The sequence below is a fragment of the Acinetobacter sp. ANC 4173 genome, assembly GCF_004331255.1.
Taxonomy (GTDB): Bacteria; Pseudomonadota; Gammaproteobacteria; order Pseudomonadales; family Moraxellaceae; genus Acinetobacter.
Genome location: NZ_SJOF01000001.1, coordinates 255,818 through 281,417, shown reverse-complemented (window position 1 = coordinate 281,417; position 25,600 = coordinate 255,818). Strand labels below are relative to the sequence as shown.

Below are 25,600 nucleotides of genomic sequence, written 5' to 3'. Positions count from 1 at the left end.
TCTTGTTTCTTCGTAGTTAAAATTTAAATATGAATGCTCCTCAATCTCCCGTAAAAAAAACCTATTCAACTTCTTGGATAATGTTATTGGCGTTATTAACCGCCTTAGGTCCACTTTCCATTGATATGTATTTACCTGCTTTGCCACAAATGGCAAAAGACTTTGGGGTTAGTACCCAAATGGTGGCAAATACTTTGCCTGCTTATTTTTTGGGACTCGCGATTGGGCAGCTCATTTATGGACCATTGAGTGATCGGATTGGGCGTAAGAAACCGCTGTACTTTGGCTTAAGTTTATATGTCGTTGCCAGTTTGCTCTGTGTGCTTGCGAGTAATGAATGGGCGCTCATCGCCGCCAGAATATTACAAGCACTTGGGGGATGTGTAGGGGTGGTAATTGCACGAGCCGCGATTCGGGATCGTTTAGATATGAACGCTTCTGCGCAGGCTTTTGCCAGTATGATGATTGTGATGGGGGTGGCACCAATTTTGGCACCAACACTGGGAGCATTGGTACTCAGTTATTTTAATTGGCATGCCATTTTTGTTTTTTTGATGATAATAGGTGTGGCTTGCTGGTTATGTATTCATTTCTTCTTTCATGAAACCTTAGCGCCTGAACGTCGTTTACGTTTGAATTTAACCCAAGTTTTTCAGTTGTATGCGGCTATTTTTCAAGATCGTAGCTTCCGCATCCCCATGCTGGCAGGCTGTTTCTCGGGTGGTGTGCTGTTTTGTTATATCAGCTCATCCGCAGCCATCCTCATGAATGGCTATGGTCTGAATCAACAACACTTTGCGATTGCTTTTGGTTCGAATGCTTTTGGGATTATGTTGTTATCGACCCTAAATAAAAAATTGGGTAAACACCTGGCCGTTTTTACCCGTCTTAAAATTGGTGGATTTATTCAACTTACAGGTGCCTTGGTGTTAGTGCTTGCAGGTCTGTTGCAACATGCGCCGATTGAACTGGTGTATCTAGGCATGTTTTTCGCAGTTTCAGGCATTGGTTTTACAGGGCCGAATGCCATGGCATTGGCGATGTCGGAACAAGGCGCACGTGCAGGAACGGCTAGTGCGGTGATGGGCAGCATGCAATTTGCTTGTGGCTTGTTGGCTGGCGTGATTCTGAATTTCTTGGTCTGGACAGATTTAATGAATATGGCGACCTTGATGCTGTGTTTCATTGCCATCGCAATGTTAGCAATCTTTAGTTTATCTCCACAAAAAGTAATGGTTCAGTCATAGGACTGAAGCGAAGCAGGACAGCCATCATCACGATTGAAAAAAGATGGCTGTCTTTGAATAAGGGGTTATGGACTATTTACGTAGAAATTGCTTAAAGTTACGCAGAATACGGAAGCTGACATACAAGGCAATCAGCGCAAATATCGCAATCCCGAAGACCGCATATTTTAATTGCTGAATGTCGCGTTGGAAGAAAGTTTGGACTTGCACATCACTATAATTAAAACGGCTGACTTTCTGAGTTTGGCTGTCATGAAATTGAATATGTTGAATATAATGTTGCTGTCCAATTTGTTTTAAACCCAAAGTGTCAATTTGACGTCGATGGGTTTGATTTTCAGCATCAATACAAAGATCTTGGGCATAATGCTCACAGCTTATTTTGGCAATAAATCCTTGATTGGCGACGAGAATAAAAACGGATTCGTCTGGTTTTTGATTGTTGGTAACCAAGACTAACGGTTTAGCTGTGCTAGATTTCAGCTCAAACTGCTGCGCTTGAGCCAAAGCTTGAGAGGCATTTTTAATTTCTAACGTTTTGACAATACATGTCCAGACCAATGCCAAGGTAATTAAAAAAATACTGGCTGCGAAACACAGGCGAAAAACGGTTTTAATGGTCTGGTGCATAAATGAGTCAATATCCTAAAAGTTTAAAGGGCAAAATAGCGTGAGTCATTTGAATCGGGATTCAATCTAAACGCTTTGTTTAATCCTGTACAAGTTTTATGTTAAAAAAATTAACGAAACTAGGAGGCTAGCTTTAAAAGGCGGTACACTAAAATGTAAAAAATAGTGTTTAAGTCAATATTTAGTTCATCAAATATTAAGTTCATTCGCTTGATTTCACCCCCTTGGTTAGCATCGGAACTCGCATGGGTAATTTTTTATTTCTTCAAATTTTCACGGTTATTTTTGCCTTATCAATTGCGACTACGATTTTTAACAAGCGAATTTTAGGTTTCCCACAAGCCATAGGCGTTCCCATTGTTTCGGCTATTTTTGTCTTTATTTTGCAGTGGGGAGCTAGTTTACTCAACGGTAATCGGTTTATTACCATCAATATTCATAATATCGAAAATGCTGTACGTCACATCGACTTTTATGACTTTCTGATTAATGGGGTGATTTGCTTTATTCTGACCTCCTCAGCCTTGAAATTCAAAGTGTCCGATTTACGTAGTTATTGGAAGCCAATCAGTATTTTAGCCAGTATCGCATTGGTACTCTGTGCTGTGTTCTTTGGGGTGGCACTCTATGGTTATCAATTTTTGGTCGGGCAGCATGTTGACCTATTGGTGTTGTTGCTTTTGGGCGCGGCTTTAGGTGCGACGGATCCAATTGGGATTAAAGGGGTGTTAAGTTCGGTTCGAGCGCCGCATCATTTAATGGTTAAGTTGGAAGGCGAATCCTTATTTAATGATGCGATGTGTATTGCCTTATTCATGACCTTACTCAATGTTTTACAAGGTGAGCATTTTAGTTTAATCGGTACACTACAAACCTTACTGTATGAGATTGTCGTTGCGATTATTATTGGTTGGGGCTTTGGTCTAGCCATTCTGAGATTGCTACGTGGCAAACATGAAATGGAATCTCTCATTTTAACTACCGCTTTGCTTGCGTGTGGTTCTTACTTGGTTGCGCTATTTGCTCATGCTTCTGCACCAATTGCCTGCGTATTTGGTGGATTAATTGTCGGGAATCGTTGGAAAGAGATCCTGCAAGAGCGTGAAATCCGTGAGGTCAATCATTTTTGGCATACCGTTGAAGGGATTATCAATTCATTCTTATTTACCTTGATTGGTTTAGAACTTTTTATTTTAGATTTAAGTGTGAGTCTGATTTTAGGCGGTATTATTGCCTTTATTATTCTGCATGCATCACGTTTTGCAGCCAATTATCTCGCCTTTGCTTTTTTCCCAAGTTTTCGACACAAAAGTTATAACGGAAGTTTAGCAATTCTGTCTTGGGGTGGGGTACGTGGTGGAATTTCGTTGGCTTTGATTCTTGCCGTTGCCAATATTCCACAATTGAGCGAATACAGCAGTATTTTAATTGGATATACCTTTATTAGCGTACTTTTGTCGGGTTTGGTCTGTGGATTAGGGCTTCCTGCAGTGATGAATGCTTTTTATTACAATCCAAATGAAGAGACAGAAGGCTTTAAAGGTTGGTACCAGCGTTTATGTCATAAGATGAATCGCAAAGGTTTTCAATATATAGTCGGGGAAGATGCGACTGGCAATGAAACCATCACCCTTTATAATCCAGATGCATATGTGGATGTAAAAGCAGATGATGGGGTTGCAGCGGTGCATAATCCAGAAAAAGTCCAAGAAGTGAAACGACTGGAGAGTCCAGGTAACTTCTAATTGATCTTCAGCCTAGGAATAAACTCCGAAATGCCAATTGCTAAGACATCTTCCCAAGAATTAGCACTGTTAATTCTGCAAGTGGTTGCTTTAATTCCTTATGGGAAAGTTGCGACCTATGGGCAAATTGCCCAGATGGCAGGTTTACCTAAACATGCCCGTTTAGTTGGGCGTGTGCTGCAACAAGTTGAAGATCAGCATTTGCCTTGGCATCGAGTGATTAATTCACAAGGGAAAATTAGCCTAAGTAAATTGGACACTCAGGGTAATAATCTTCAGGTTGTAAAATTACAAGCAGAAAATATTGCGGTTATTGCAGGGAAGGTAAATTTGAAGCTCTATCAATGGAATGGAGAAATTTGTAGACTGGGTTGAAGGGTCTTACACCCAACGCTGAGTATGAATGTAAGACCAAGTTGATGGATGAGATTATTGACGAACCACCAATACAGGTACACTTGTATCGCCCAGAATTTTTTGTGCCACACTACCTAAGAAGAATTTTTTTAGCCCTGTACGACCATGTGAACCAATCACAATTAAATCGGCATTGGTTTCTTTGGCAGCATTAAGAATTTCCTGATGGATCATTTGCCCTTCAAGTAAACGAGTTTCAACAGTTAAACCCTCAGCACCAAATTTAGCTTTGGCATCTTCAAGTGTACCTTCAATTGATGCACGAGCACGTTCAATCAGATCGTTAGTCTGTGCCGCAGTAATATATTCGGCTGCAATGTAAGGGTCTAAAGCAAGTACTTGCACAACTGTAATTTTACTGCCAAAGACTTTGGCGAGTTCTGCTGCTTGTTTTACTGCTGCAAAAGAAGTGTCTGAACCGTCAACTGGAACTAAAATATTTTGATAAGCCATATGTATTACTCCTTGTTTTCATTACGATCTTTTTTTAAAACTGTTTTATTTGCGAGTTGCGACTCAAAATTATTGTTTACACTTTTATACTAACGCTAATTTTGATTTTATAAAACCTAGTGTTTTCATAGGGATAAGGCTTTATAAACCGTCGATTCCATAACTTAACTTAGCATGTTTTTTGTCTAAAAAGTATGCGTTGTTGTACTAAAGTCGGGTAAAAATTGTGATAAAAATGAAACAGCTAAGTTAAAGCATCTTTTTATTAGAAATAGGCTTAAATGAGTGAAATTTGGTCACGTTTGTAAGGCATAGTATGATGTTGCTAACTTATTAATAACAAATAATAGATGACTGATCAAATCCAATTAAACTGGAACAGAACAAATTTAGATAATATTGAAACTGCTTGGGAGGGTGATCTTTGGGGTCGTGAGCGTTTGGGGATTCAACTGACGAATTATGTTGATCGTTTGCAGTGTGGAGCTGTACTCGCTTTAGATGCTCGCTGGGGAGAAGGGAAAACGTGGTTTGTAAGACATTGGCAAAAACATTTAGAAGATGAAAATCATAATGTGATTTATCTCGATGCATTTGCAAATGATTATTTAGATGATCCTTTTTTAGTTGTGACTTCAGAAATTACAAATACTTTAAGTAAAGATAAAAAGACCAAAAGTAAGGTTAAAAAACTCATAGATCTATCCGCATCTGTAGGAACGGCATTGTTACCATCTTTACCTAAAATTGCATTAACGCTTGGGCTTCATTTAGTTGGGGCAGGTTTTTTAGGTGGAATCTTGCAGCAAGGTTATGAAAATGCGCAGGATGAAGTAGATAAATTATCAGATGAGACGAGTGATCGAATTAAAGAAAGTATTCAAGAGAAAATTGCAGGTCATGAAGCTGAAAAGAAAACTTTAGAAGCATTCAAGAAACATCTAGCTCAAACAGTTGAAAAGTTAGACAAACCACTAGTTTTTATTATAGATGAGTTGGATCGTTGTCGCCCTGATTTTGCAATTCGTTTGATTGAGCGGATTAAGCATTTCTTTGATATTCCTAGAATTGTTTTTGTTTTAGTCATGGATAAAAAACAGTTTTTAAAGGTTGTTTGTCATAACTATGGTTATGATGAAAAGTTAGGTGAGGAATATTTAGATAAGTTTGTTGATTTTAGTATTAATTTACCTAAAGTTAAAAACTATGAAATGGATGAAGCACATAAATATGTAGGAAACATTTTTTTTAGTTTAGGGTTGGATAACTCTGATTTATATAATGGTGCTATAGGATTGACGACTTTACTCTATCTGAAATCAAAAATCACCAAAAGAAAGCTATCGAAAATTGTTAATGAATTTTCTTTATTCACTAAATTCAATACATCTTATCTAAATGAGTTTTTGATTTATATTTTATTTAATAAAAAATTAATAAGTAACTATAAAGAGGATTTGGAGGGTTTTTTCGATCATATAATAAAAGACTTATTAGAAATTGTTGAAAAATATTTATGGCATTATAAGTATGATGTTTATGAACATATGGTAGGAGAAGGTGGTCAGGAATTAAATGAAAATGAGTTAAATGAATGGTGCTTTTTACAGTATAACTCACAACTTTTAAAAGAAATAAATTATATAAATACAGTGGATAAAAAAAATATTTTTGATCATGTAATAATGAGAAGTGTTAAATATAATTTGGATGCTGGAGATTCAAAAATAGGGTTGCTTGAAAGTTGGGAGAATTACTTAAATCTGTGAAGACAGAAATGTACGTATTTTATTAACATCCTCCGTCTGTAACTGCTCACGCATCTTTAAAAACTGCTTTTCATCTAAATCATAAAGTTTAAGGGCAAGCAGTTTTTCTATATCTGCTTCGGGAAAGCGATACTTAATAATCTTGGCAGGCACACCACCCACAACTGCATAGGGTGGCACATCTTTGGTCACGACAGCACCTGTTGCCACCACAGCGCCTTCACCCAGTGTTACCCCTTGCATAATCATGGCACGAGAGCCAACCCAGCAGCCATCTCCAATTATGGTATTACCTGCGGGAACAAAACTACGCGTATCAAAGGGAAAAGCTGAAATCCAGTCGGTACGATGTAGCTGATTCCCACCCATCATAATCACGCATTCAGCCCCAAAACAAACAAAGTTGCCAATATGCAGTTGGTCAATCGGTTTTTCTGGAGTCGATGGCTTGTCATGTAAATAGCGTACGACACAGCGCTCAAAGCCTTGATCCCAATAGGCTGAATAATATGAATAATTACCTTTAATGTGAATATTCGGATTCTTCACAGTCTTTGAGATGAATTCAAATTCACACCAGTGTTTGACAGGGGAGTTAATCAAAGGTTCAGACATAAAAGACATCACAAAGCATGAGGACGTGCATTATAGCGGATCAGATGACGTTTCCCTATTGGGGAATTTTGATGTGGTTGTTTATGTATATACGGATGACCATGCTGTGTTAACGAAAGAGATTCCACAATAACTTAAACCCGTGTTGGATAGAATTGGGGAAAAGAAAACCTCCAATAGCGGAAATTATGGTCGTAATCAGGATGATCACCACTGAGCTAGTACTGCTGTTAATATGCATTGACCACATGAATGCAAGCATTATTCCAAGGAAAACGCCACCAATTGCGTAGTAGAAAGCTTGGATGATTCTGTTATCCATTATTTGAATAGCCATTTTGAATATATATTTATAATTATCTTAAAAGGTTTTGTACAAAAAAGCCCCTCAGTAGAGGGGCTTGAATCTTTAATTACGCAAAATTAAAGGTATTCAACACTGACAATTTCGTATTCAACTTCGCCATTTGGCGTTTGAATTTTTGCTTCGTCGCCTTCGCTTTTGCCCAAAAGACCACGTGCGATAGGAGAGTTCACTGAAATTTTATTGATTTTAAAATCAGCTTCGTCGTCACCCACGATCATATAGGTCTTTTGTTCTTCGGTGTCTAAGTTTTCGATCGTGACGGTCACCCCAAAAACTACACGACCGTTTTGTTCAAGTTCTTTTACATCGATAACTTGAGCTGCACCCAATTTACCTTCGATGTCTTGAACACGGCCTTCACAGAAACCTTGTTGTTCACGCGCAGCATGGTATTCCGCATTTTCTTTCAAATCCCCGTGCTCACGTGCTTCAGCAATTGCTGCAATAATACGTGGACGTTCAATACTTTTTAATTGGTGTAATTCTTTCTCTAAGGCTAATTTGCCTTGGGGAGTCATAGGATAACGTTGCATTGTTGTCCCTCAAGTTTGTGGGTGTAAAAAATATAGGTTTATAAATGAAAAAAGCCCGCCACCGAGAGGTGACGGGACTTCTCGGTAAACGAATTAACCTACAGTTTGTAAATCTTGCAAACGGTATACATCCATTGGCAATTGAATTGCAAAAGCTTGGCATACAGCATCAGCACCGTTCAAGGTCGTCGTGTTATACACTTTCGCTTGAAGCGCTGAACGACGAATCGAGAACGAATCTTGTTGAGCTTGTTTGCCTTCAGTTGTGTTGATAATGAGGTGAACTTCGCCATTTTTCAAGCGGTCCACGATATTAGGACGGCCTTCAGTGACTTTATTTACACGTTCACACTCAATACCCGCAGCTTTAATGAACTCATAAGTACCGCCAGTTGCAAGTACTTTGAAACCAAAGCCTACCAGTTGCTTCGCAATACCAACAGCACGAGGCTTGTCTGAATCACGCACAGAGATAAATGCATGCTTCACTTCGCCTTCTGTAGGAAGACCTGGTACGCGTTCATTCGAGCCTAACACAGCTTTGTAGAATGCTTCACCAAATGTTTTACCTACACCCATGACTTCGCCTGTAGATTTCATCTCAGGGCCAAGAATAGGGTCAACACCCGGGAATTTGTTGAACGGGAACACCGCTTCTTTTACAGAGAAGTGAGCCGGGATGATTTCTTTAGTGAATCCTTGAGATTCTAAAGACTGACCCGCCATACAACGTGCAGCAACTTTCGCTAAAGACTCACCAATACATTTAGAAACGAATGGCACAGTACGCGATGCACGTGGGTTCACTTCTAGGATGTAAACGTCTTCGCCTTTCACAGCAAACTGTACGTTCATCAAACCAACAACGCCAAGCTCTTTCGCCATCGCAACAGTTTGACGACGCATTTCGTCTTGGATTTCAACTGAGAGCGAGTATGGAGGAATCGAACATGCTGAGTCACCTGAGTGAATCCCTGCTTGTTCAATGTGCTGCATAATACCGCCAATCACAACGTCTTTACCGTCAGATACACAGTCTACGTCAACTTCGATCGCATCATCTAAGAAACGGTCAAGAAGAACAGGTGCTTCATTTGATGCTTGAACAGCATCACGTAAGTAGCGTTTAAGTTCTTCGTCGTTGTATACGATTTCCATCGCACGACCACCGAGTACATAAGAAGGACGTACCACAAGTGGGTAGCCTACTTTAGATGCTTCAGCCATACCTTCTTCAGCAGATTTTACGATGCTGTTGTTGGGTTGGCGAAGTTGAAGACGTTGAATCATTTGTTGGAAACGTTCACGGTCTTCTGCGCGGTCAATTGCATCTGGTGATGTACCGATAATTGGTGCACCCGCTTCTTCTAAAGCACGTGCCAATTTAAGCGGTGTTTGACCACCGTACTGAACGATAATGCCTTTTGGCTTTTCAGTACGTACGATTTCAAGTACGTCTTCCAATGTGATTGGTTCGAAGTACAAACGATCAGACGTGTCGTAATCTGTTGAAACTGTTTCAGGGTTACAGTTCACCATGATGGTTTCGTAGCCATCTTCACGCATTGCAAGCGCCGCGTGTACACAGCAGTAATCGAATTCGATACCTTGACCAATACGGTTAGGACCACCACCGATCACCATGATCTTATCTTTATCAGATGGGTTTGATTCACATTCTTCATCGTAAGTTGAATACATGTATGCAGTGTCAGATTCGAATTCTGCTGCACAAGTATCCACACGTTTGTAAACTGGAGTCACGCCCAAGTTCCAACGGTGCTTACGGAATTGTTTTTGTGAAATACCCATCAAGTTCGCGATGCGAAGGTCAGACAAACCTTTACGTTTGAACGAACGGATGTTGTCTGCGTTTAGATCGCCAAAACCTAAAGTTTTGATTTCATTTTCAGTTTTGATGATGTCTTCGATTTGGATCAAGAACCATTTATCGATTTTCGTCGCTTGGAACACGTCTTCTAACGTGAAACCATGACGGAATGCATCAGCTACATACCAAATACGCTCTGGACCCGGAACTTTAAGTTCAACCAAGATCTTTTCTTTCGCACCTTCAGTACCTACTGCGATTTTTTCATCAAAACCACACGCACCCACTTCAAGACCACGTAGCGCTTTGTTTACAGACTCTTGGAAGTTACGACCAATCGCCATGACTTCACCCACAGATTTCATCTGTGTAGTCAAAGTCGCGTCAGCTTGTGGGAATTTTTCGAAGTTGAAACGTGGAATTTTTGTTACCACGTAGTCAATTGCAGGTTCGAACGAAGCAGGAGTCGTTCCGCCTGTGATGTCATTTTTCAATTCATCAAGGGTATAACCGACAGCCAGTTTCGCTGCGATTTTTGCAATTGGGAAACCAGTTGCTTTTGATGCAAGAGCAGATGAACGCGATACACGCGGGTTCATCTCGATGATCACCATACGGCCAGTATTTGGGCAAATACCGAACTGAACGTTAGAACCACCTGTTTCAACACCAATTTCGCGAAGAACTGCTAAAGATGCATTACGCATCAATTGGTATTCTTTGTCGGTTAATGTTTGCGCAGGGGCAACAGTGATAGAGTCACCTGTGTGCACGCCCATTGGGTCAAAGTTTTCAATCGCACAAACGATAATACAGTTGTCGTTTTTGTCACGAACAACTTCCATCTCGTATTCTTTCCAACCAATTAAAGATTCATCAATCAATAATTGTTTAGTTGGAGAAAGATCGAAACCGCGTTCACAGATTTCAAGGAATTCTTCTTTGTTATAAGCGATACCACCACCTGAACCACCCATCGTGAATGACGGACGGATAATCACAGGGAAGCCGAAGCGCGCTTGAATCTCTAAAGCTTCTTCCATGTTTTCAGCAATCGCAGCTTTTGGACATTCAAGACCAATTTTACGCATTGCTTCATCAAACAGTTTGCGGTCTTCAGCTTTTTCAATCGCTTCTTTACTCGCACCGATCAATTCAACATTGTATTTTTCTAAAATACCGTTGGCATCAAGTGCAAGCGCACAGTTCAATGCTGTTTGACCACCCATTGTTGGAAGGACAGCATCTGGACGCTCTTTTTCAATGATCTGTGCAACAGTCTGCCAAGTGATTGGCTCGATATAAGTTGCGTCTGCCATCGCAGGGTCGGTCATGATGGTTGCTGGGTTAGAGTTCACCAAAATAACACGGTAGCCTTCTTCACGAAGAGCTTTACACGCTTGCGCACCTGAGTAGTCAAACTCACATGCCTGTCCGATGACAATCGGACCTGCACCAATAATTAAGATGCTTTTAATGTCTGTACGTTTAGCCATGATCGCTTCCTTAATTACTTCTTAGATGCTTCGATAAGTTCGATGAAATGATCGAACAATGGTGCGCAGTCATGCGGACCAGGGCTTGCTTCAGGGTGACCTTGGAAGCTGAACGCTGGTTTGTCTGTACGATGAATCCCTTGAAGAGTTTGATCGAACAAAGACTTGTGCGTAGCTTTCAAGTTTGCAGGAAGAGTCTCTGCATCCACTGCGAAGCCGTGGTTTTGAGAAGTAATCATCACTGTGCCTGTTTCCATGTTTTGAACAGGGTGGTTAGCACCGTGGTGGCCATGTGGCATTTTCACCGTTTTTGCACCTGAGGCAAGTGCAAGAATTTGGTGACCCAAGCAAATACCAAAGACTGGTAGGTTGCGAGCGTCTTCTACAATTGTTTTTATCGCTTCAATTGCGTAGTCACATGCAGCTGGATCGCCAGGGCCGTTCGATAAGAACACGCCATCTGGATTCAATGCAAGCACGTCAGCAGCAGGAGTTTGTGCAGGCACAACAGTGAGTTTACAACCGCGGTCTGCAAGCATACGTAAGATGTTGGTTTTGACACCGTAGTCGTATGCAACAACATGGAATTTAAGTTCAGGTTGTGTGAAGCCTTTGCCTAATACCCAAGAACCTTCTGTCCATTCGAAACCAGTTGGGTCACAGCATTCTTTAGCTAGGTCTAAACCATTTAAACCACCGAAGGCACGTGCTTTTTCTAAAGCCTGCTCTTCAGTAATATTTTCACCAGCAAGGATGCAACCATTTTGCGCACCTTTGTCACGCAAAATACGGGTTAATTTACGCGTATCAATATCTGCAATTGCGACAACATTATGTTCTTTTAAGTATTCGCCTAAAGATTGCGTTGATCGGAAGTTGCTATGCAATAAAGGTAGGTCACGAATGATCAATCCGTTGGCCCATACTTTATGAATTCGACCTGACTCAGCGTCTTCATCATTACAACCTGTGTTACCGATATGAGGGTAAGTTAAAGTCACAAGTTGTTGTGCATAACTCGGGTCAGTCAAAATTTCTTGATAGCCAGTCATGGCAGTGTTGAAAACGACTTCACCAGTCGTACTACCCGATGCACCAATAGACGTTCCTTTAAAGATCGTACCATCGGCAAGGGCTAAAATTGCTGGGGTGCTCAAACCAAAGCTCCTGAAATTTAGGCTGTAAAAAAGCGAGTAGACGAAAAAAAAGGAAGGCTATCTAAAAACCTACCCTCCCTATGTCTGCTCGCTTGAACTTAACATGGCACTATACGCAACTTTACCTATAAAGTCCATGCCAATAAGATGTAATTAACAACATAAAGGGCTTTTATTTTGTAGGGAAAGCAGTTTTAAGTTTTTAAAAGAAAAATGTAACAACAAATAATTGTCTGACAAATCAGAATCTAAATTTTATCAAATCACGTTAAGCTGTCGCTTTGTATATAACAACAGGAATAACATCATGACTGAACAAGAAAAAGTGACTAAATCAAAGCCAGCGTTGAAAGAAGTCGTTGCAGAAAGCACTGAAAAGCTTGAGCAAGTGGCGAAAGAAGCAACAGAGCAGGTCACTGAAGCCGTAGTTGAAAGTAAAGAAAAGATTGAGGCAGAAGCAAAACAGCTGAATGCCAGTGTACAAGATCAAATTCGTCAATTGAAAGAAGATGTATTGCAGCGTATCGACAGTTTGAAATCACAATTAAATCTGTCTCAGAAAGATTTAACTGAGCTTAAAGATTTTGTAAAAACCGAAGTCAATGCTGTGATTGATGATTTGAGTAAATTTGGTAAAGAGTTAAAAGATGATGTGAGTCAGATTTCTGTCAAGCATAAAGATCAACTGACTGAAACTTTTAAACGTTCTAAAGAGCATACGCTTGAAGCTTGGAATAAAGTATCAAGTAAAGACGTATCTTGAGCTTGTTAGTAAATAAAAAACCTTTAAGCTTCACCTCTCCTTGTAAAAGGAGAGGAGTCGAATTGCTTTAGAGCTGATGTAGCCAATCACGCTTGTTATGGAAGTCTGCATTTGGACTGCTATGCTGCATGGCGTAGAACTGTTCACCTTGAGCAGTTTTTAGCACAGCGGTTAAACCAATAAATAAGTCAGACCATTTCAACTTATGTTTCAGTATAAATTCGGTTAAATCTAAACTGACATTTAGTCCATAGTGTGTGCGCTTAAGTTGATTTAACTCAATATCATACGCAGCATGTGGCGGCATATCTTCGGGATAGCGATATTCTTCAAATTGATAAACTTGCCACGCTTGAGAAGGCGACAAATTGATTTCACGATAAAAATCTTCGTCTTTCACGCCAATAAAAATCTCAAAGCAGGTGCTTTCCCAAAGAAAATCCTGACGTGGGTGAGCGGAAACCAATGCAGGCCACTCAATCCATTGATTCGGGTCACGAATCCAAAAGCCGACATTTAGAGTAAAAGGGCTGACTTGTTCAATCGCGCCGACCACTGAAATCGCTTGAAAGCGGCGATCAAATGCACTGAGCTCGTAGCTTGCCATAAATTGAAATTACTTAGATAAATGTGCGTGGCGAACAAGGTTCGAAAGTTTTGGATTTTGTTGCTTTGCTTTTTTATAAAGCAGGGCAATTTTACCAATCGTCTGTACGACTTCAGCACCTGTCACTTCCGAGATTTCAGCAATAGCAGCTACACGTGCTTCACGATCTTCACCCGCAATCTTCACTTTGATAAGTTCGTGATCATTTAATGCGCGGGTAGTTTCCTCAACGACATTTTCAGTCAAACCTTGACCACCAATCATTACTACAGGATTAAGTGCATGACCAATTTGACGTAAACGCTTGCGTTCCTGAATAGATAAAGCCGCCATGAAAGATAACCTAATTTTAAAAACGACCTAGTATAGCAAAATTGAGTTGAAGCGGTTGAAATAATCGATCTTGTTGATTGAAAAAAACAGCAGGATAAAGTCGATTTAGATACAGATGTATACTGCAAGCACTTGGTTTTTCACGTACAATAAAAAATTAGAAGTTTTTATACGCATAGAGAGTTATGGCAACACGCATTACCAACCAAAAATTATCCCAAAGTAGTCGTGCGTGGATGAGAGAACATCTTGATGATCCTTTCGTGAAAAAAGCGCAAAAGGAAGGTTATCGAGCACGTGCTGCTTATAAGCTGTTGGAAATTCAAGAAAAATATAAAATTATTAAGCCCGGTATGACCGTGGTGGATTTGGGGGCTGCTCCAGGGAGTTGGTCTCAAATCGCAGGAAAACTGGTAGGTGACAAAGGTTTAGTAATTGCATCAGATATTTTAGAAATGGATGCTTTACCAGATGTGACTTTTTTACAAGGCGACTTTCGTGAGGAAGAAGTCTTCGAAAAATTGTTAAATATTTTAAATGGGCGCGTTGTTGACGTTGTAATTTCAGATATGGCCCCCAATACATCAGGTAATAAGGCTGTAGATCAACCTCGTCAAATTTACCTTTGTGAACTTGCACTTGATTTTGCCAATAAAGTTTTAGGACCGAAAGGGCAGTTTGTGGTGAAAGTTTTCCAAGGCACTGGATTTGACGAATTCCGTAAACAAGTGGTCGATAGTTTTGACGTGCTGAAGACGGCTAAGCCGGCTGCATCACGTGCTCGTTCGAAAGAAGTTTTTTTAATCGGCCAAGGGCGCAAGAAGGCGTTGAAGTAAAGTTTACTTGCCAACGCGTTAAAAATTGTGCATTTTGTACTTTTTTACATTATGGAATAGCTGGGTTTACAGCTTACATTATTAAGGTCACCCATCCTTGGGCATGATCAAATTAGATTGATATGGGAATAAAGCTTTGAGCGATCTCTTCAAGAATGCCGTGTTGTGGCTCATTATACTGGGTGTGCTGATTTTGATTTTCAGCAACATCAGTGACCGTGATAAGCCAACTGCAATGAACTATTCAGAGTTCGTTACAGCGGTGAATGCTGGTCAAATTAAGCAAGTCACAATTGATGGTGAAAGAATTAGTGGCACTAAATCAAATGGATCTGAATTTGAAAGTATCCGTCCAGCGGTGCAAGATCCTGAATTGATGCCTAGCCTGATTAAAAACAATGTTGTCGTTGAAGGAACTGCACCACAACGTCAAGGTTTGTTGATGCAACTTCTGATTGCAAGCTTCCCTGTACTTTTAATCATTTTGTTATTCATGTTCTTTATGCGCAACATGGGTGGCGGAGCAGGTGGTAAAAATGGCCCAATGAGTTTTGGTAAGTCAAAAGCAAAAATGCTTTCTGAAGACCAAATTAAAATTACATTTACGGATGTAGCGGGCTGTGATGAAGCAAAGCAAGAAGTAGTCGAAATTGTAGACTTCTTGAAAGATCCTGCGAAGTTTAAACGTCTAGGTGCAACCATTCCAAAAGGCGTTTTGATGGTGGGTCCACCAGGTACAGGTAAAACTTTGCTTGCAAAAGCCATTGCGGGTGAAGCGAAAGTTCCTTTCTTTAGTATTTCTGGTTCTGACTTCGTTGAGATGTTTGTGGGTGTTGGTGCGTCACGTGTTCGTGATATGTTTGAACAAGCGAAACGCCATGCGCCATGTATCATTTTCATTGATGAGATTGATGCGGTAGGTCGTCATCGTGGTTCGGGTACAGGTGGTGGTCACGATGAACGTGAACAAACCTTAAACCAGATGTTGGTAGAAATGGATGGTTTTGAAGGTAATGAAGGTATTATCGTCATTGCTGCAACCAACCGTGCGGATGTATTGGATAAAGCATTGCTACGACCAGGTCGTTTTGACCGCCAAGTTATGGTGGGTCTTCCAGACATTAAAGGTCGTGAGCAAATTTTAAATGTTCACTTGAAGAAATTGCCGTCGGTGACTGGTGTCGATCTGAAAGTTCTTGCACGTGGTACGCCGGGTTTCTCGGGTGCGCAATTGGCCAACTTGGTCAATGAGGCTGCATTGTTTGCTGCTCGCCGTAATAAAAACACGGTTGATATGCATGACTTTGAAGACGCGAAAGATAAAATTTACATGGGACCAGAGCGTAAATCGATGGTTCTACGTGAAGAAGAACGTCGTGCAACGGCTTACCATGAAGCTGGTCATGCCATTGTTGCAGAAATTTTGCCAGGTACAGACCCTGTTCATAAAGTCACAATCATGCCACGAGGTTGGGCATTGGGTGTCACTTGGCAGTTGCCTGAACAAGACCAAATTAGCCACTATAAAGACAAGATGTTGAATGAACTTTCAATTTTGTTTGGTGGTCGTATTGCAGAAGAAATTTTTATTCACCAACAATCTACTGGTGCTTCGAACGACTTCGAGCGTGCAACCAAAATGGCACGTGCGATGGTGACCAAATATGGTATGTCGGACAAGCTTGGTGTGATGGTTTATGAAGATGAAAACCAAAATGGTTTCTTCGGTAATGTTGGTAGCCGTACCATTTCTGAAGCTACACAGCAAAAAGTAGATGAAGAAGTACGTCGTATTTTGGATGAGCAGTACCGTGTGGCACGTGAAGTCTTAGAAAATCACAAAGATATTGCACATGCCATGGTAAAAGCTTTGATGGAATGGGAAACGATTGATCGTGATCAGATCCGTGACATCATGGAAGGTCGCGAGCCACAACCGCCTAAAGTGTATGTGGCTGAGAATCCTGTGATTGATGTGACACCAGCCAATGGTCCATCTACTCCACCACCATTACCAGCAAGTTAAGTTTAAACGTCAATGAAAAGAGTCTCTACATGAGGCTCTTTTTTTTGTGCTGATACTTTTGAGGTGATGTTTAGGTTAAAACTTTTCAGCCAGAGAGAGCATTGAATTGCTACACTAATAGCACTTGTTTCAGGAGTGCTTTCATGCAAATTATGCCCTTACCCAATCGAGTTTTAGCATGTGGTCGTTTAAGTTTAGATTTGTCACAACCACATGTAATGGGAATTTTGAATGTTACGCCTGATTCTTTCAGTGATGGTGGATTACATAACACCAAGGATGCGGCAGTTGCGCGTGCATTACAGATGGTCACTGAGGGTGCAACTGTGATTGATATTGGTGGAGAATCTACGCGACCGGGAGCATCTGCGGTTGAGATCGGAGAAGAAATTCGGCGTGTGATTCCAGTGGTGGAAGCACTTGCACAGCATGATGTGATTATTTCAATTGATACTTCTGAACCAGAGGTGATACGTGCAGCTGTGGCGGCGGGAGCGCATATTTGGAATGATGTACGTGCATTAACTCGCCCTCAAGCTCTTCAAACCGCAGCTGAACTCAATATACCAATTATTATTATGCATATGCGTGGTGAGCCAACCACCATGAATAATCTGGATCAATATCAAGATGTCACGCAAGATGTGATGGTTGAATTGCAGCAAAGAGTTGATGATGCATTGGCTGCTGGGGTTAAGCCTGAACATATTTTGATTGATCCCGGTTTTGGTTTTGCTAAAAATGCCCAGCAAAATCTCAAATTGCTCAAAGAGTTTTGGAAATTGAATGTAATGGGTTATCCAATTCTATCGGCTCTATCTCGTAAGCGTTTTATTGGTGAAGTATTGGGTGGGGCTGATGCACAGCAGCGAGCAGTAGGTTCAGTCGCCGCGCATTTATTGAGTATTCAACAAGGGGCATGTATGGTGCGTGCACATGATGTCAAAGCGATGTCGGATGCGATTAAAATGTGGCAAGCCATGCAATTGGCTTAGGTGTTTATTTGATTTTTAAGGAATATAAATGCTATCGCTTTAATTTTCTAGGCATGGCACAAAGTGTGTGAGCTGTAAAATATTAAAGTTTTAAAGCTAAATAATTGAAATGAAAATATTATGGGAATGATGATGATTACAAAACCAAAATTATTGGTAATTACCCTCAGTGGTTTGTTTTTGGGCGCGTGTGGACAGGTTCCATCACAATCGATGTCTATGCGTGGAACTGCTGTGGCTAGTCTAGCAATGCCTGTACCCGGAACAATGGTGAGTGCCTATGAAAGTAGATCACAACTTATTGAGAATACTGAAAACTATCAAAAAAATGAGACGAATCCAGTACATGTCGTTGCACAACAGCCCATCTCGACTTTTAGTGTTGATGTGGACACAGGCAGTTATAGTAACGTGAGGCGTTTTTTGACACGTGAAGGTCAGTTGCCGCCTGTGGATGCAGTTCGAATTGAAGAAATGCTGAACTACTTTAACTATCACTATCCTAATCCAACGGGTCAGCACCCATTTTCTGTGAATACTGAGGTGGTGAATTCACCGTGGCAGCCAAATGCTAAAATTATCAAAATTGGCATTAAAGCTAAAGATTTGGAAATAAAGCAATTGCCACCAGCCAATCTGGTATTTTTGGTGGATGTTTCGGGAAGTATGGATGCGGACAATAAACTGCCTTTGGTCAAAAAGACCTTAACATTACTCACTGAGCAATTGCGCCCACAAGATAAAGTTACCATTGTGACTTATGCCAGTGGTGAAGATTTAGCATTGGCACCGACTTCTGGTGCAGACAAGGATAAAATTTTAAAAGTCATTCACCGATTAAAAGCAGGTGGGGCAACCTCAGGAGAGCGGGCAATTCAATTGGCCTATGAACAAGCACAAAAGTCTTATGTTCAGGGGGGTATTAACCGTATTTTGATTGCAACAGATGGCGATTTTAATGTCGGAATTACCAATTTTGAAACCTTAAAAGGGATGATTGCTGAGAAACGAAAATCTGGGATTTCTTTCTCTACATTCGGTTTTGGAACGGGTAATTATGATGAGCAGCTGATGGAACAATTGGCTGATGCGGGCGATGGTAACTATAGTTATATCGATAATGAGCGTGAAGCAAAAAAAGTATTGCAGCGACAATTGAGTTCAACATTGGCAACGGTTGCTCAAGATGTAAAAATACAAGTTGAGTTTAACCCTGCTACGGTTAAAGAATACCGCTTAATTGGCTATGAGAATCGTGTATTAAGCAATGAAGATTTTAATAATGATCGTGTAGATGCGGGAGAGATCGGTGCGGGGCATACAGTCACAGCCTTATATGAAATTATTCCTGTAGGGCAGAAAGGTTGGTTGAATGAATCGCGTTATCAAGTGCCAGTAAATTCAACCAAAGCCAACAAACAAGAATATGCGTATGTGAATGTACGTTATAAACAGCCGCAACAAAGTAAGAGTATTTTACTGAGTCAACCTGTCCCAGCACGTAGTCTAGGATTGGCACAATCGTCTTCAGATACTCGCTTTGCTATTGCGGTTGCATCCTATGCACAGCAGTTACGTGGCGGGCAATATAATGCCAATATGAAGTGGGATGATATTTTTAAATTAGCCCAAAGCGCAGCTCAACCCGATGAATTTGGCTTGCGTGCAGAATTTTTAGATTTGGTGAAAACAGCGAAAAGCTTAAGTGCGGAGCCTGTAAAACCCTAAGGATTCACGTTATTTTTGTATTTAGACAACTGGGCAGTATTTATACTGTCCATTTTTTATTTGGTAAATGTTCATCTTTGTGCTATATAGGCTCGCGTTTATAAGTAGTTTTGAGTTGTTGTATGTTTGCAGATTTACTACTCCCAATGTTTGACGATGATTATTACCCAGATGTATTGGTGGCTGAAGTACAACAGTGCATTGTGCAATTTGCGAAGAAAGTCGCTAAGGTCAAAGAAAGCACAGCAGAAATTTATCGTTTTGCTAATGAAACAGTTGTGGCAATTAATGAAATGAAACCACAGTTTGAAGATTTAGATTCATCCTTGGATGATACCGCTGCGGATTATATTGCGGAAGCGATGATGATGGTGGTGCAAGAGCATGGCCATTTCGATGTGGAAATGGAAGAGTTGATTGTAAATCGAGAGTGGTAACACTCTCTTTTTATATTTATTTTAGACATAAAAAAACCAGCTTTCGCTGGATTCTTTATTACACCATTTTAAGAAGTATTAAAATGGTGCCCGGGGCCGGACTCGAACCGGCACGCTTTGAGGGCGGGGGATTTTAAATCCCCTGTGTCTACCTATTTCACCACCCGGGCATGAGCGCAATAATAGAGTACGAATTTATTCTTTGCAAGACTATTTCTTTGTATTTGCTTTATTTTCAGACAATTCAGGTGTTTGTGATTAAAAAATCACAATTTTAATGTGAATCTGGTTTTTGTTGTCATCATTTGTTCATGTAATTGAGATCATGATTAAATATTTATTGTCTATTTTTAACTCACGTTTGTAGTGGATTAAAAAAATGATAAATACTGTAACGCGCCGTGAACTCATTCAAAAAACTCTAGCGGGTTTGGGTGCGGTATCTTTACCTATTACGCTCATTGCTTGTGATGATGATTCGGATAATTCTTCAGGTTCAAGTGTGCACGTTAAATTTGAGCATGGGGTTGCCAGTGGTGACCCTTTACAAGACCGTGTGATCATTTGGACACGAGCGACCCCCAGTGATGTGCAAGCACGGTTAGAGATTACTTGGGAAGTTGCTCTAGATGCGCAATTTACTCAAATTAAAGCCTCAGGAAAAGTACAAACTAGCCCAGCACAAGATTTTACGGTGAAAGTGGATGTTACTGGGTTACAGGCACAGCAGCGTTATTTTTATCGCTTCCGCTTTGGGCAAACGCTGTCACCGATTGGGCAAACCAAAACTCTGCCATCACAAACCAATCAGGTTAAATTAGCCGTTTGTTCCTGTTCGAATTATCCTGCGGGATATTTCTATGTCTACCGTGAAATGGCAAAACAAGATGTCGATGTCGTGCTGCATTTAGGGGATTACATTTATGAATACGGACAAAATGGCTATGCAACTGAAGATTCAGAAAAGTTGGGGCGTTTGCTTGCAGAAGACAATCAACAAGAAATTTTGAGCTTAGCGGATTATCGCAAACGTTATGCTTTGTATCGTCAAGATCCAGATTTGCAAGCGTTGCATCAGCGACATCCTTTTATTGTGATTTGGGATGATCATGAGCTTGCCAATGATACATGGCAAAATGGCGCAGAAAACCATACTGAGATGACAGCTCAGGCACCAAATGAAGGCAAATTTTCAGATCGTAAATTAGCAGCCTTGCAAGCCTATTTCGAGTGGATGCCTATTCGTCCTGTTTCAGATGATGATCATTTACATATCTATCGTCAGTTTGATTTTGGTTCACTGGTACAGCTCACCATGTTGGATACGCGAATTATTGCGCGTAATCAGCAATTGGACTACATCAATTATATGACGGCGCAGGGCTTAAATACGGTGCAGTTTCAGCAAGATTTGTTGGCACAAGATCGAACTTTGCTAGGCTATGAACAACGTGATTGGTTGTTACAGAAAATGATGCAGAGCAATGCACAGTGGAATGTATTGGGACAGCAAATTTTAATGTCAAAAATGTTTATTCCTGCCGAGTTGTTATTATCTTTAGCAGAAATTAGCAGTGGTACCGTCAGTGCTGAAACACTCACAAAAATGAATGCGCAAATTACAGAGTTGGTGACAATTAAGTTGCGCTTAGAAGCGGCTGATTCTACGCTGACAGATTTGGAAAAGGCACGGGTTAATACGCTCGCACCTTATAATCTGGATGCATGGGATGGCTATTTTTATGAGCGGGAAGTGTTGTATGCAACGCTCAAGGCCTTGAATAAGAAAGTGGTGGTCTTGGCTGGGGATACGCATAATGCATGGTATTCTGAGTTGCTGAGCAAGGACCAAGACGTGGTTGGTGTCGAATTGGCGACGAGTTCTGTGTCTTCGCCTGGTTTGGAAAAATATTTGAATATTCCTTTGGCACAATTGCAGCAATTTGAATATGCCTTCCAAACACTGATTAATGATTTAGCTTATTGTAATTTGAATCAACGAGGTTATCTGTTGGTGAGTTTTACTGAGCAGAACATGCAATCTGATTGGATTTTTGTTAATAGTGTCAAAGAAAAAAGCTATATGGTTGATGAAACGAGGGGATATCAGTTGATATTCAACTCACAGCTACAAGTGTTGGAATCATTACCACAATCGGCATAACTGCAATCAAATAAAAAACTGGGAAAGCCCCAGTTTTTTATTACATCAAGCTATCCAGATAATTTTCTAAATCTTGATGTTTATGTGTTTGGCACAGTTGCTGTTCCATATGCATGGATTTTAAATGTAGGGTATGAAAGTGTTGTAATTGTTTAATTTTTTGCTGATATTGTGCAGTATTTTTTCCAGTGAATTTTAGTTTAAATTTGAGTTTAATCGTCTGTTTATAACTCCAGAAGTTAAAACGTCTTAATTCTTGTAGGTAATACAATCCAACATGGGTTGCACTATTACGAAAAAGATTTTCTTTATAAAACTTTACAAAGCCAAAACCCATAGCAAAGAAAAACAGCACAATTTGCAAAAAAGTACTTTCTACAAAGGCAATATTGATTGCTTGTAGCATAATTAATGCTGCAATTTTAATCGGTGCATGTTGTTGCTGTTCATAACAGGAGCTTGAGCTGTGTTTCATTTGTTTGAGAACAATAGGAACATACAGCATAAATAACAACATGAAGCACAATACAGCAAAGCCGTGTGCTTGAAAGGTCGTAAAGCGAGGAAAATGTATTTCGAAATAATGTCCTAAGCTTAAGGACAAGGAAACAAAAATCATAATGGCTAAAATCCAAGGAATAAATTCTTTGATTTCATCCATTAAACCTTTGGTTTTGAGCATGCCGTAAAATACAAAGTTGCGTTTAAATGCTGCGGGATACTGCATTTGTAACGGCTTTAAAAAAAGTGCTGCCTGCTTATCATTAACCATAAAAATGAGTACTTGAAAGTTACGGCATTATAAATCAGAAATGCACTTTTTGGTCAAATGATCTTAACGCCAACTAACTTGGTCTAAAAATTTGCCTGTTTAGTGAAATCGCGACGCAACTGAATTAGCGTACTTAAAAAACTATTCTTGATTAGAGTATTTTATGAGAGTTACTGCTGTTGCATTACATAATTTGCATAAACCTTGGGAGTTGCTTTTTTATTTGTTATTACTTAGCTATCAGATATGCCAAAAGGTTGTAATTTTGAAGATCTAATACAATTTCTCAAACAGATTATTATTAAAGAAATGGCAATACGGATTTACACTTGTCTATTTCTATCGCTGGTCTAAAGCATTGCGTACATTACTGGATTTCTTTCGGGAGTTAAAAGCCTACGTGTAATAATCGCTAACCTTCTATAAAGGACTACAGTACTTTGTCAAATTTAACTTTGCTGGATTGAATATATGGAGGAATATTTTAGACATAAAAAAACCAGCTTTCGCTGGATTCTTTATTGCACCATTTTAAGAAGTATTAAAATGGTGCCCGGGGCCGGACTCGAACCGGCACGCTTTGAGGGCGGGGGATTTTAAATCCCCTGTGTCTACCTATTTCACCACCCGGGCGTTTTAACAAGATTGGAGGCGGAGGTCGGAATCGAACCGGCGTACACGGAGTTGCAGTCCGCTGCATGACCACTCTGCCACCCCGCCATGTCTTGTTGATGCACATATTAGCAACCTTTAAAAAAATTACAATACTTTAAATAGCGCATATGCACATAAAATCAGCATGTAGAATAAAATTGCCTAAATAATCATGTATTATTTGCAAAATTGATTCATATCTACCTTGGAGATGTGCTGTGGCATTAGTTTTAGATGGTCGTGCGTTGGCGAAACAAATTGAAACTGACTTGTTAACCCGTGTTGAAGCGTTGAAAGCAAAATCAGGTCGTACCCCAATTTTGGCAACGATTTTGGTCGGTGACGATGGTGCATCAGCGACTTATGTGCGTATGAAGGGAAATGCCTGCCGTCGTGTAGGTATGGATTCATTAAAAGTTGAGCTGTCGAAAGAAACAACAACAGAACAATTATTGGCTGAAATTGAAAAATTAAATGCGAATCCTGATGTTCACGGGATTTTGTTACAGCATCCAGTGCCTGAGCAAATTGATGAACGTGCATGTTTTGATGCAATCTCTCTTGCCAAAGATGTGGATGGCGTGACTTGCCTTGGTTTTGGTCGTATGGCGATGGGCGAAGCGGCATATGGTTCTGCAACCCCAGCAGGCATTATGACGATTCTGAAAGAAAACAACATTGAAATTGCAGGTAAGCACGCTGTGGTTGTTGGTCGTTCTGCAATTTTAGGTAAACCAATGGCTGCAATGTTATTGGAAGCAAATGCAACCGTAACGATTTGCCATTCACGCACTCAGAACCTTTCTGAGTTTGTTAAACAAGCCGATATTATTGTGGGTGCGGTAGGTAAAGCTGAGCTGATTCAAAAAGACTGGATTAAGCAAGGCGCTGTTGTGGTTGATGCTGGTTTCCACCCACGTGATGGCGGCGGTGTAGGTGATATTCAATTGGTGGGTATTGAAGAGGTCGCTTCAGCTTATACGCCTGTTCCAGGTGGTGTAGGTCCAATGACCATTACCACTTTAATTCGTCAAACAGTTGAAGCGGCTGAGAAAGCTTTAGGCTAATACTTTAAGTCTGCTTCTAAAAAGCTGTATAGCATAAAACTATACAGCTTTTTTTATGGGGGTAGATTTCATTTAGGAGAATTTTAGGCTTAGTCGAAAAATCCTCTGTTTAAGCCGCTTTGAGTGATTGTATAGGTTTACGAAGCGGATTATTACTTTTCAGTCATGCGCAGCTAGATTATGATCGCCTGATCTGTTGATTCTAGTGACAGCGATGGCCGTCTTTAAATTGCTGTTTTTGAACGATGCATATTTTGCATAGCGTTAAAGGTTTATAAATTTAATGAGCTGTACTTTTCAAATGGCGAAAGCACCACAACATTTATTGGATGCATTGAATGAGGTCATTCCTCAGGCGGAGCTGTTGGCGCAACAGTTGCCAGAAACTCCTATTTCTTTGTGGCTCATTCCACCTGTATTTCCAACAGATCGTCTAGATGATGAGGTGATTCGTCGTATTTGGAATGAAACTCCATACTGGATTTTTTGCTGGGCTTCAGGGCTGGCAATGGCACAGCGGTTGTTGGCAGAGCCTCATCACGTGAAAGATAAAGTGGTTTTGGATTTTGGAGCGGGTTCAGGGGTGGTGGCGATTGCAGCCAAAATGGCGGGTGCGAAGCGCGTGATTTGCTGTGATATCGATTCGATTAGCTTGGCTGCCTGTAAAGAAAATGCAGTGCTAAATCAGGTTGAATTGGAGTATTTGGATGATTTATACCAAGCTGAACTAGTCGATGTACTATTGGCGGCAGATGTGTTGTATGACCAATGTAACCGTTTTTTCCTCGATGAATTCTTAAAGTTCGCCTCTGAAGTTTGGGTGGCCGACAGCCGAGTAAAAAATTTTAGTCATCCAAAATATATGAAAATTGATGAGCGTAGTGCCACAACTTGGCCTGATTTGGATGAGGCAAAAGAGTTTCGCAATGTGAGCTTTTATAAGACGCTATAATGCGTA

At 40.4% G+C, this 25,600-nt stretch carries 22 protein-coding genes and 3 tRNA genes; 13 read left to right on the top strand and 12 right to left on the bottom strand.

The window, feature by feature from the left end:
* The first annotated feature begins 29 nt into the window (after nt 1–29).
* Nucleotides 30–1,247: a multidrug effflux MFS transporter gene (locus tag E0H94_RS01255; protein ID WP_131324768.1), complete on the top strand. Its 1,218-nt coding sequence runs from the start codon at nt 30–32 to the stop codon at nt 1,245–1,247.
* A gap of 72 nt (nt 1,248–1,319) precedes the next feature.
* Here E0H94_RS01255 and E0H94_RS01250 read toward each other — a convergent pair whose 3' ends face one another.
* Nucleotides 1,320–1,877 (bottom strand): hypothetical protein, encoded by a 558-nt coding sequence (locus E0H94_RS01250; protein ID WP_131324767.1) that lies wholly within the window; start codon nt 1,875–1,877, stop codon nt 1,320–1,322.
* A 245-nt stretch (nt 1,878–2,122) separates the two neighbouring features.
* Between E0H94_RS01250 and E0H94_RS01245 the strand changes: the two genes are divergently transcribed.
* Entirely contained in the window at nt 2,123–3,622 is a 1,500-nt protein-coding gene (locus tag E0H94_RS01245) for a cation:proton antiporter (RefSeq protein ID WP_131324766.1), read from the top strand.
* 30 nt (nt 3,623–3,652) lie between these two features.
* Entirely contained in the window at nt 3,653–3,997 is a 345-nt protein-coding gene (locus E0H94_RS01240) for an MGMT family protein (RefSeq protein ID WP_131324764.1), read from the top strand.
* 54 nt (nt 3,998–4,051) lie between these two features.
* On the opposite strand, the gene E0H94_RS01235 is transcribed toward E0H94_RS01240, so the two are convergent.
* Nucleotides 4,052–4,492 (bottom strand): universal stress protein, encoded by a 441-nt coding sequence (locus E0H94_RS01235; RefSeq protein ID WP_131324762.1) that lies wholly within the window; start codon nt 4,490–4,492, stop codon nt 4,052–4,054.
* A gap of 350 nt (nt 4,493–4,842) precedes the next feature.
* Between E0H94_RS01235 and E0H94_RS18595 the strand changes: the two genes are divergently transcribed.
* Nucleotides 4,843–6,261: a P-loop NTPase fold protein gene (locus E0H94_RS18595; RefSeq protein ID WP_227548523.1), complete on the top strand. Its 1,419-nt coding sequence runs from the start codon at nt 4,843–4,845 to the stop codon at nt 6,259–6,261.
* Here E0H94_RS18595 and E0H94_RS01225 read toward each other — a convergent pair.
* From E0H94_RS01225 to carA, 4 genes are all read right to left on the bottom strand, one after another.
* Nucleotides 6,250–6,876 (bottom strand): CatB-related O-acetyltransferase, encoded by a 627-nt coding sequence (locus E0H94_RS01225; RefSeq protein WP_131324760.1) that lies wholly within the window; start codon nt 6,874–6,876, stop codon nt 6,250–6,252. The genes E0H94_RS18595 and E0H94_RS01225 overlap by 12 nt on opposite strands.
* A gap of 423 nt (nt 6,877–7,299) precedes the next feature.
* Nucleotides 7,300–7,776, bottom strand: coding sequence for a transcription elongation factor GreA (gene greA, locus E0H94_RS01215; RefSeq protein WP_116760346.1), 477 nt, complete (start codon nt 7,774–7,776; stop codon nt 7,300–7,302).
* Nucleotides 7,777–7,869: 93 nt separating this feature from the next.
* A complete protein-coding gene (gene carB / locus E0H94_RS01210) occupies nt 7,870–11,103 on the bottom strand; it encodes a carbamoyl-phosphate synthase large subunit (protein WP_131324758.1) in 3,234 nt (1,077 codons plus the stop codon).
* Nucleotides 11,104–11,117: 14 nt separating this feature from the next.
* Nucleotides 11,118–12,260 carry a glutamine-hydrolyzing carbamoyl-phosphate synthase small subunit gene (gene carA / locus E0H94_RS01205; RefSeq protein WP_131324757.1) on the bottom strand — a complete coding sequence of 381 codons (1,143 nt, stop codon included), beginning with the start codon at nt 12,258–12,260 and terminating at the stop codon, nt 11,118–11,120.
* Between the two features lie 307 nt (nt 12,261–12,567).
* Here carA and E0H94_RS01200 point away from each other — a divergent pair, with 307 nt between their 5' ends.
* On the top strand, nt 12,568–13,023 hold the full coding sequence (locus E0H94_RS01200) for a hypothetical protein (protein ID WP_131324756.1): 456 nt from the start codon (nt 12,568–12,570) through the stop codon (nt 13,021–13,023).
* A 67-nt stretch (nt 13,024–13,090) separates the two neighbouring features.
* On the opposite strand, the gene E0H94_RS01195 is transcribed toward E0H94_RS01200, so the two are convergent.
* Nucleotides 13,091–13,630, bottom strand: coding sequence for a DOMON-like domain-containing protein (locus tag E0H94_RS01195; protein ID WP_131324755.1), 540 nt, complete (start codon nt 13,628–13,630; stop codon nt 13,091–13,093).
* Between the two features lie 9 nt (nt 13,631–13,639).
* Nucleotides 13,640–13,963 (bottom strand): YhbY family RNA-binding protein, encoded by a 324-nt coding sequence (locus tag E0H94_RS01190; protein WP_116760356.1) that lies wholly within the window; start codon nt 13,961–13,963, stop codon nt 13,640–13,642.
* Nucleotides 13,964–14,148: 185 nt separating this feature from the next.
* Here E0H94_RS01190 and rlmE point away from each other — a divergent pair, with 185 nt between their 5' ends.
* The 5 genes from rlmE (at nt 14,149) to E0H94_RS01165 (ending at nt 19,985) form a co-directional block, all read left to right on the top strand.
* On the top strand, nt 14,149–14,799 hold the full coding sequence (gene rlmE, locus E0H94_RS01185; protein ID WP_116760358.1) for a 23S rRNA (uridine(2552)-2'-O)-methyltransferase RlmE: 651 nt from the start codon (nt 14,149–14,151) through the stop codon (nt 14,797–14,799).
* Between the two features lie 136 nt (nt 14,800–14,935).
* On the top strand, nt 14,936–16,825 hold the full coding sequence (ftsH, locus tag E0H94_RS01180; RefSeq protein ID WP_131324754.1) for an ATP-dependent zinc metalloprotease FtsH: 1,890 nt from the start codon (nt 14,936–14,938) through the stop codon (nt 16,823–16,825).
* Nucleotides 16,826–16,968: 143 nt separating this feature from the next.
* A complete protein-coding gene (gene folP, locus E0H94_RS01175) occupies nt 16,969–17,820 on the top strand; it encodes a dihydropteroate synthase (RefSeq protein ID WP_131324752.1) in 852 nt (283 codons plus the stop codon).
* A gap of 132 nt (nt 17,821–17,952) precedes the next feature.
* On the top strand, nt 17,953–19,548 hold the full coding sequence (locus E0H94_RS01170) for a vWA domain-containing protein (RefSeq protein ID WP_131324751.1): 1,596 nt from the start codon (nt 17,953–17,955) through the stop codon (nt 19,546–19,548).
* A 122-nt stretch (nt 19,549–19,670) separates the two neighbouring features.
* A complete protein-coding gene (locus E0H94_RS01165) occupies nt 19,671–19,985 on the top strand; it encodes a DUF5713 family protein (RefSeq protein ID WP_131322326.1) in 315 nt (104 codons plus the stop codon).
* An 84-nt stretch (nt 19,986–20,069) separates the two neighbouring features.
* On the opposite strand, the gene E0H94_RS01160 is transcribed toward E0H94_RS01165, so the two are convergent.
* Nucleotides 20,070–20,155 (bottom strand) — tRNA-Leu (locus E0H94_RS01160).
* A gap of 209 nt (nt 20,156–20,364) precedes the next feature.
* Here E0H94_RS01160 and E0H94_RS01155 point away from each other — a divergent pair.
* On the top strand, nt 20,365–22,149 hold the full coding sequence (locus E0H94_RS01155; protein WP_131324749.1) for an alkaline phosphatase D family protein: 1,785 nt from the start codon (nt 20,365–20,367) through the stop codon (nt 22,147–22,149).
* Nucleotides 22,150–22,189: 40 nt separating this feature from the next.
* Here E0H94_RS01155 and E0H94_RS01150 read toward each other — a convergent pair whose 3' ends face one another.
* The 3 genes from E0H94_RS01150 to E0H94_RS01140 all read right to left on the bottom strand — a co-directional run bounded on the left by E0H94_RS01150 (nt 22,190) and on the right by E0H94_RS01140 (nt 23,641).
* The gene (locus E0H94_RS01150) at nt 22,190–22,921 is read right to left on the bottom strand and encodes a hypothetical protein (RefSeq protein ID WP_131324747.1); all 732 of its coding nucleotides are present in this window, start codon (nt 22,919–22,921) and stop codon (nt 22,190–22,192) included.
* 547 nt (nt 22,922–23,468) lie between these two features.
* Nucleotides 23,469–23,554, bottom strand: a tRNA-Leu gene (locus E0H94_RS01145).
* 13 nt (nt 23,555–23,567) lie between these two features.
* Nucleotides 23,568–23,641, bottom strand: a tRNA-Cys gene (locus E0H94_RS01140).
* A gap of 152 nt (nt 23,642–23,793) precedes the next feature.
* On the opposite strand from E0H94_RS01140, the gene folD reads away from it, so the two are divergent.
* Nucleotides 23,794–24,642, top strand: coding sequence for a bifunctional methylenetetrahydrofolate dehydrogenase/methenyltetrahydrofolate cyclohydrolase FolD (gene folD, locus E0H94_RS01135; RefSeq protein WP_131324746.1), 849 nt, complete (start codon nt 23,794–23,796; stop codon nt 24,640–24,642).
* Nucleotides 24,643–24,925: 283 nt separating this feature from the next.
* The gene (locus E0H94_RS01130) at nt 24,926–25,594 is read left to right on the top strand and encodes a class I SAM-dependent methyltransferase (protein ID WP_131324744.1); all 669 of its coding nucleotides are present in this window, start codon (nt 24,926–24,928) and stop codon (nt 25,592–25,594) included.
* Nucleotides 25,595–25,600 lie beyond the last annotated feature (6 nt).

Excerpts from the sequence above, each read along its gene's own strand:
- E0H94_RS01255 (WP_131324768.1), top strand. The coding sequence starts at position 30 with ATGAATGCTCCTCAATCTCCCGTAAAAAAAACCTATTCAACTTCTTGG.
- E0H94_RS01250 (WP_131324767.1), bottom strand. The coding sequence starts at position 1,877 with ATGCACCAGACCATTAAAACCGTTTTTCGCCTGTGTTTCGCAGCCAGT.
- E0H94_RS01245 (WP_131324766.1), top strand. The coding sequence starts at position 2,123 with ATGGGTAATTTTTTATTTCTTCAAATTTTCACGGTTATTTTTGCCTTA.
- E0H94_RS01240 (WP_131324764.1), top strand. The coding sequence starts at position 3,653 with ATGCCAATTGCTAAGACATCTTCCCAAGAATTAGCACTGTTAATTCTG.
- E0H94_RS01235 (WP_131324762.1), bottom strand. The coding sequence starts at position 4,492 with ATGGCTTATCAAAATATTTTAGTTCCAGTTGACGGTTCAGACACTTCT.
- E0H94_RS18595 (WP_227548523.1), top strand. The coding sequence starts at position 4,843 with ATGACTGATCAAATCCAATTAAACTGGAACAGAACAAATTTAGATAAT.
- E0H94_RS01225 (WP_131324760.1), bottom strand. The coding sequence starts at position 6,876 with ATGTCTGAACCTTTGATTAACTCCCCTGTCAAACACTGGTGTGAATTT.
- greA (WP_116760346.1), bottom strand. The coding sequence starts at position 7,776 with ATGCAACGTTATCCTATGACTCCCCAAGGCAAATTAGCCTTAGAGAAA.
- carB (WP_131324758.1), bottom strand. The coding sequence starts at position 11,103 with ATGGCTAAACGTACAGACATTAAAAGCATCTTAATTATTGGTGCAGGT.
- E0H94_RS01200 (WP_131324756.1), top strand. The coding sequence starts at position 12,568 with ATGACTGAACAAGAAAAAGTGACTAAATCAAAGCCAGCGTTGAAAGAA.
- E0H94_RS01195 (WP_131324755.1), bottom strand. The coding sequence starts at position 13,630 with ATGGCAAGCTACGAGCTCAGTGCATTTGATCGCCGCTTTCAAGCGATT.
- E0H94_RS01190 (WP_116760356.1), bottom strand. The coding sequence starts at position 13,963 with ATGGCGGCTTTATCTATTCAGGAACGCAAGCGTTTACGTCAAATTGGT.
- rlmE (WP_116760358.1), top strand. The coding sequence starts at position 14,149 with ATGGCAACACGCATTACCAACCAAAAATTATCCCAAAGTAGTCGTGCG.
- folP (WP_131324752.1), top strand. The coding sequence starts at position 16,969 with ATGCAAATTATGCCCTTACCCAATCGAGTTTTAGCATGTGGTCGTTTA.
- E0H94_RS01170 (WP_131324751.1), top strand. The coding sequence starts at position 17,953 with ATGATTACAAAACCAAAATTATTGGTAATTACCCTCAGTGGTTTGTTT.
- E0H94_RS01165 (WP_131322326.1), top strand. The coding sequence starts at position 19,671 with ATGTTTGCAGATTTACTACTCCCAATGTTTGACGATGATTATTACCCA.
- E0H94_RS01155 (WP_131324749.1), top strand. The coding sequence starts at position 20,365 with ATGATAAATACTGTAACGCGCCGTGAACTCATTCAAAAAACTCTAGCG.
- E0H94_RS01150 (WP_131324747.1), bottom strand. The coding sequence starts at position 22,921 with ATGGTTAATGATAAGCAGGCAGCACTTTTTTTAAAGCCGTTACAAATG.
- E0H94_RS01130 (WP_131324744.1), top strand. The coding sequence starts at position 24,926 with ATGAGCTGTACTTTTCAAATGGCGAAAGCACCACAACATTTATTGGAT.